The sequence below is a fragment of the Actinosynnema sp. NPDC059335 genome (assembly GCF_042752395.1).
Classification (GTDB): Bacteria; Actinomycetota; Actinomycetes; order Mycobacteriales; family Pseudonocardiaceae; genus Actinosynnema.
In genome coordinates this window covers 1-6,046 of the sequence record NZ_JBHYXZ010000269.1, presented here as the reverse complement: position 1 = coordinate 6,046, position 6,046 = coordinate 1, and the positions used below count along the sequence as shown (strand labels likewise).

Below are 6,046 nucleotides of genomic sequence, written 5' to 3'. Positions count from 1 at the left end.
GTGTTGGTGTGTTTGTTGTTTTGTGTCTCGATGCGGGCGGGCGTCGGGTCGCAGGCAGGCCGGCCCGGGGGTGGCGGGGGCGCCGGCGTGGTGTGCCGCGCGCGCCGCCACCGAGCCGTGCCGGGGCGGCGGCTCCCGGCCCTCCTCCACCGCCGACAACGGCCGGAGGCCGTGGAGCCCGTAGTGTCCGATTTCGAGTGGCCGAGGACATTTCCGTAAACCCGTGCCCTCCACTGCGGAGTCAGGGCGCTGCGCCAGTTCTACGTTCGCCACCTCGAAGTCGACCCCGCAGAATTGGCAGCTGCGCCCCAATGGCTGCCGGACCGGGCGCGGCGCAACAAGAATGCCGCAGAGCGGTGTGGAGTGGTGTGCGCACTGCCATATCTCCAGTCATATCAGGGACGAATCCGCTGCGGTGGCCGGGAATCGGTGGCAGGCGTCGAGCGGGATGACAACGACGCGAGGCGGATGATCGAGCGCGGATCTCGAGGAGGGTGGCGACCTCTGAGCTGAGTCCGTCGCAGGAACCGGATCGCCGTGCCGGTCCGGTCGCGCCCTGCGCGGGTGCGAGACCGGTGGAGCGAGCGCCGAGTACACCCGAATGGTGGGCTCGGGATGCCGTCGGGGCACCCGGGTGGCGTACTGGCGGGAGCGAGAACCACAGGAGGAACCCCGCCGCACGATCCTGCGCCGACACCACCGCTCCGGTGCCCGCCGACGCGGTCGACGGACTCGTCCACAACCCGCCGGCGGCCTGGTGGACAGGGGGACGAGCGGCGGCGCACCGCATCGACACGGATGGGAAGAAGCCCCTCATGAACGACGCGCCCGCCACCCGCACCCGTCGCGATGTCGCGACGATGACGAGCGACCCGGACAACTGGCACCCGGACATCCTCTGGTACGCCTACGCGGTCGGGGAGATGATGAAGGACTACGACGAGGATCCGCGCAGTTGGCGCTGGCAGGCCAACATCCACGGTTCGGGGAGTCCGGACTCGAGCACGAAACCCCCCGACGGGTGGAACCCCGAGTGGAACCAGTGCCCGCACGGCGGCTGGTTCTTCCTGCCCTGGCACCGTGCGTACCTGTACTACTTCGAGCTGATCGTGGGCCGGGTGGTCCAGAGGCTGGGCGGGCCGCGGCACTGGTCGCTGCCGTACTGGAGCTACACGCGGGTGGCGGGCGACGACCCGATGAGCCCGGCGTCGAAGGAGTTCCGCAAGCTCCCGGCGGCGTTCCGGCAGCCCGAGATCCGCGACCTTAGGCAGGGGCCCACCGCGGACGTGCGGTACATGGCCAACCCGCTGCACGACTGCATCAAGCGGAGCGAAACCGCCAATGCCGGCTTCGGTGCGGCCTGGGAGTTGGTCGACCCGACCACGGCCATGCGGGCCAAGGTGTTCCCCGGCGTGCGGCCGGACTACTTCGGCAGCAAGGACACCGGATCGGACATGCCTCACGACGCGGCCGATTTCGGTGCCCTGGAATCGGTCCCGCACAACAAGATTCACCTGTTCGTGGGTGGCTGGATGGGGGTGTTCGTCTCGCCCCGCGATCCGATCTTCTGGCTCCACCACGCCAACATCGACCGGCTGTGGGAGTCCTGGATCAGGCGCGGCGGCAAGAACCCCGAGGCCAAGGCGTGGCTCGACAAGGAGCACTCCTTCCGCGACGAGAACGCCAAGAAAGCCGGCAAGAAGTCCAAGGACATGCTCACCCCGGAGGCACTGGGCTACACGTACGACAACTACGACGTGTGGACCCGCCCCGCCGTCGGCCCGCAATGGCGCAGCCTGCAGGTGACCGGCGCCGTCCCTGGGAACCCCGACCGCATCCTCGGCCGCGCGGACACGGGCTCCGAATTGGGCTCCCGACCTCAGGCCGTGCCCCTCCAGGCCGAGAGCGGCGGGATCGACGCCCTCGGTGTCGCCGTGCAGAGCGACACCCCGGAACGAGTGATCCTCACCATCGGCGACCTGCGGGCCGACGAGTCGCCGGGGACCACCTACCGGGTGCTGCTCGGGGCCCCGGAAGGGGACGACGACCTCAGCGCCGACAGCCCCTACTTCGTCGGGCACCTCGACTTCTTCGGCGCGATCGGCGGCGACATCCACCACCACGGCGGCGCCGGCCTGACGCTGCGCTTCGACGTCACCGATCACCTGGCGCACCTGCGGGAGGAGGGCCTGTGGGACGGCGGCGGCATCCCGTCGGTGATCCTGGCGCCCGTGCCTCTCGAACCGGCCGGCGAGGACGCCGCCGAGGCCACGATCCCGGCCCCCGCCTCCCGCCCGCGATTCGGCAGCGTGACCCTCAGCTCCACCTGACACAGGACGCCACGGACCGGCACGGAGCCCGGCAGCGCCGCTTCCCCGTGTGGGCCGGCGCGGCTGCGCGACGACGTCACCGGCACCCGGCGGGCCGGCGCGATCCCCGCCACCGCGCCCGCGCGGTCGCCGTGCCGCGCCCCGGGCCGGGACGGTGCCCGTCGGCGTGCGCGTACCGGCCACCCGCCCGGCGCTCCACCGCACGATCCTCACCGTGACACGCGCGGAGGACGACGACCGCGGGTGCGATTCCGCGCGTGCGTGGACGCCCTCACCGCGGTCTCCGGGCACTTCCGCGACCTCGCCCGACCTCCCCGCCCGGTAGCGGCGCACGGGTAAACGCGCGAGGCGTAACACCTTGACCCCAACCTCCGACGTGAGCAGGGGGTTCGCTCGCGTCCCCGCGATACGCGGTATACGGCTCCCATGCATTTTCCGTATCGACTCATCGGAATACCCGTCCGGTACGATTCACTCGTCCTGCACGTGCAGCAGCACGTGCAACGGGGTACCAACATGGCGCGATGAGAACGCATGGGTGCGGTGCGGGAGGCGCGCACCCGGATTCATGACGGTGCGATGAGGCGGTAAGGGTGCATATGAACGACGCATTGAGGCACAACGCGCTCGTCGCACTCACGGCACACCCCGAATTGCGCGGTCTGGTCGAGCTGATCCGCCGCGGGTGGCAGGTCGTGCCGCTGCTCGACGAGGTGGGTCAGGTCGTCGAGATCCAGGGCACCAAGGGCTGGCCGGGGAGCCTGCACGTGGACGTCATCCGCATCCGCGACCGCGACGACGTCCAAGGGCTGCGCAGCGACGGCGAGCAGCCGCCCCGCCTGCTGTGGGTCCGCCACGGCGCGCTGGACGAAGTCGTGGACGACCTGCTCGCGCTCCCGGCGCCGGGCACGCGCGCCGCGCCGCAGCTCGCCGCCGGACCGGTCGCGCCGCTGTGGTCCGTCGAATGACCCCGCGCATCGGCGGCTCGCGCGCCGGCGCCTGACGGGGTCCGGCCGCCACCCGCGGGAATGCGCCGCGACCAACCGGTAGAGCGGCTCCTGTGCCCGTCGTCGGCGCGCCGGCCGGTCCCGCCCCAAAGCGGCCACTCAGGGTAATTGTCGCCGTAGCGCGGAGTGTTACGCTCGATTCCCGGCGCACCGCGGACCGCCGGAGGCCGGGTGGTCGAACCCCACGATGCCCGGGAACGACCCGATGTTCCGTGCACCGCACGAATCGCGCGTACTCCGAATACCGACCCCGACGGTGCTCGCCGAGCACGCGGCGTCGAAGCCTGCCCGAAATTCCCCCTGCCGACGCAGTTTTCCATTCCGGGAGGACCGAGCGATGACCCTGCTTCCGCGAAGACGCGGCACGATCCGAACAATTCTCGGCGTGGTGACCGTGGTCCTGCTGTTCGCGGGAATCCACTCCGGAGCCGCCGCGGGCGCGCCCGCCACCGCGGCGACGCTCGACGCGTGGCACGCGACCATGGCCGGGGTGGCGCCGCCGGCGACGCCCGGCTGCTTCACCGCCGACTACCCCGGCCTGGCCTGGCGGGAGACCGCGTGCGTCGCCCCGCCGGCGGCCCCCATGGTGCCGAAACGGCCGGCGCCGCCCAACGCCCGCATCGGCAGCGGCTACGACATCGTGGCGCAGGCGCCGACCGCGAGCGGCGTGATCACCCAGGCGACGGGGTCGTTCGAGGGCGTCACCGGCGTGAGCAACGTGCGGTCGCCCCTCAAGGAGGGCGGCGCGCCGGTGCCGAACGCCTACAGCCTCCAGCTCAACACCAACTTCTTCGCGGCCGCGGAATGCGCGGGCGCGGCCCAACCGACGCAGTGCACCGGTTGGAAGCAGTTCGTGTTCGCCAACAGCGGCACCACGGGCCGGATCTTCGTCGAATACTGGTTGCTGGTCTACAACAACCCCTGCCCGGCCGGTTGGGTCGAGTACCCGCCGTACCTGCCGGAAATCTACTGCTACCAGAAGTCGGCGGCGACCGAAACGGCGAACGTGCCGATCACCGACATCGCCAACCCCAACCTCGCGCTGACCGGCGTGGTGAACACGGGCACCGACACCGACACCGCGATCTTCCACAACGGGACCAGCATGATGGCGTCGGTCGCGCCGACCCGGACGCACGTGCTCGCGCCCGACCCCGGCTGGGTCAAGGCGGAGTTCAACGTGTTCGGCTTCGGCAACGCCTCCACCGCCGAGTTCAACACCAACCCCGGCGACCCGACCGCCAACCTCACCGTCCGCACGAGGATCAACCACGGCGGCACGGAAGCGCCCCTGTGCCGGGTCGACGGCTTCACCGGCGAGAGCAACAACCTCAACCTCGGCGCCGCGCCGGACTCGGTGGCGCCGGGCGGCCCGGCCGTGATCTTCAACGAGAAGACCGGCGACGCCCTGGCCGACGGGTGCAACGCCGCCGTGACCATCGGCGACACCCACCAGCGCACGTTCGCCGGCCTGCTCTACGACTTCCAGGCCACCGGCGACTTCGTCGAGGCGCAGGTCGGCAGCGCGTTCGAGGTCCAGACCCGCAAGGTGTCCGGCGCTCCGTCGTGGCCGAACGCCTCGGTCAACCGGTCGGTCGCCACGAGGATGGGCACCACCAGGGTGGCGCTGTGCGACGGGACGCGCCTGGTGGTGGACGGGCGCGCCACGGAACTCGCGCCCGGCGCGGCGGTGCTGCTGCCCGGCGGCGTGGGCATCCGCCGTGACGGCAACCGGTACCTGGTCCGCGACCAGGCCGGCAACAGCGTCCGCGTCACCGCGAACACCGGCGCGAACCCCGTCTACTCCGACCTGCAGGTCGGCCTGGGCACCTGGCCGGTCACGGTGCGCGGCCTGCTCGGCAACCCCGACCACAACCCGAGGCTGCTGGAGGCCAAGGACGGCACCCGGTTCTCCATCCCGATCTCGTTCAGCGACCTCTACACCCGGTTCGGCGCGAGCTGGCGGGCCAACCCCGTCACGTCGCTGCTGCAGGCGTGCGACGCGGTGAGCGTCGGCAACCCGTCCGGCCCGTTCTTCACCGGCCACCTCGACCCGACGGTGCGCCAGCGGGCCGAGGCGGTGTGCCGGCAGGCCCAGGTCCCGGCCGCCTGGCTGGACACCTGCACCCTGGACGCCGCCGTGCTCGGGCCCGGCGCGCCGGCCGTCTACGTCGGCCGGCCCGCGCCGGTCGTCAACGCCAACCCCGCGCCCGCCACGCACGCCGGCATGACGTGGACTGTGCTGGAACAGCGCTCCGACGGGATCGTCCGGGTGGGCAGCGACGCACGCACCAACCCCTACCAGGGCGACACGGCGGCGACCACCGCCCTGCCCGTGCTGTGCCTGCGCGTGGACGGTCGCGCCGCGCCCGCGGGGATCCCGACCACCGGGTTCCACAGCTGGGCGTTCGGCGAGGTGAAGGTGACGGGCCCCGTGCTCGGCTCGGCCCTGACCAGCCGTGCGGCGGCGGACCAGGTGTGCGCCTCGGCATTCGGCACGGGCTGGCGCACGGCCGAGTTCCACGACGGCGTGGGCTGGTCGCTGTGGGCGAGCGGCACCCTGCCCACCGGCCGCTTCTGGACCGCGATCAACGACCAACCCGCCAACCCCTGGAGCTGACCCGTCGGCCCCCGGGGGGGCGGGGGGGGGGGCGGGGGCGGCGGGGGGGGGGGGGGGGGGCGCCGCCCCCGGGGGGGGCGGTGCGCGCT

At 72.0% G+C, this 6,046-nt stretch carries 3 protein-coding genes; all 3 read left to right on the top strand.

The genetic code is table 11. From position 1 onward, the window contains the following. Positions 1 to 815: 815 nt before the first annotated feature. On the top strand, positions 816 to 2,330 hold the full coding sequence (locus ACFXGA_RS39220; RefSeq protein ID WP_378097967.1) for a tyrosinase family protein: 1,515 nt from the start codon (positions 816 to 818) through the stop codon (positions 2,328 to 2,330). Positions 2,331 to 2,929: 599 nt separating this feature from the next. After that, the gene (locus ACFXGA_RS39215) at positions 2,930 to 3,298 is read left to right on the top strand and encodes a hypothetical protein (protein ID WP_378097964.1); all 369 of its coding nucleotides are present in this window, start codon (positions 2,930 to 2,932) and stop codon (positions 3,296 to 3,298) included. A gap of 376 nt (positions 3,299 to 3,674) precedes the next feature. Continuing rightward, on the top strand, positions 3,675 to 5,957 hold the full coding sequence (locus tag ACFXGA_RS39210) for a hypothetical protein (protein ID WP_378097961.1): 2,283 nt from the start codon (positions 3,675 to 3,677) through the stop codon (positions 5,955 to 5,957). The last annotated feature ends 89 nt before the right edge of the window (positions 5,958 to 6,046 follow it).

Coding starts and splice junctions, on each gene's coding strand:
- ACFXGA_RS39210 (WP_378097961.1), top strand. CDS start 3,675: ATGACCCTGCTTCCGCGAAGACGCGGCACGATCCGAACAATTCTCGGC.
- ACFXGA_RS39215 (WP_378097964.1), top strand. CDS start 2,930: ATGAACGACGCATTGAGGCACAACGCGCTCGTCGCACTCACGGCACAC.
- ACFXGA_RS39220 (WP_378097967.1), top strand. CDS start 816: ATGAACGACGCGCCCGCCACCCGCACCCGTCGCGATGTCGCGACGATG.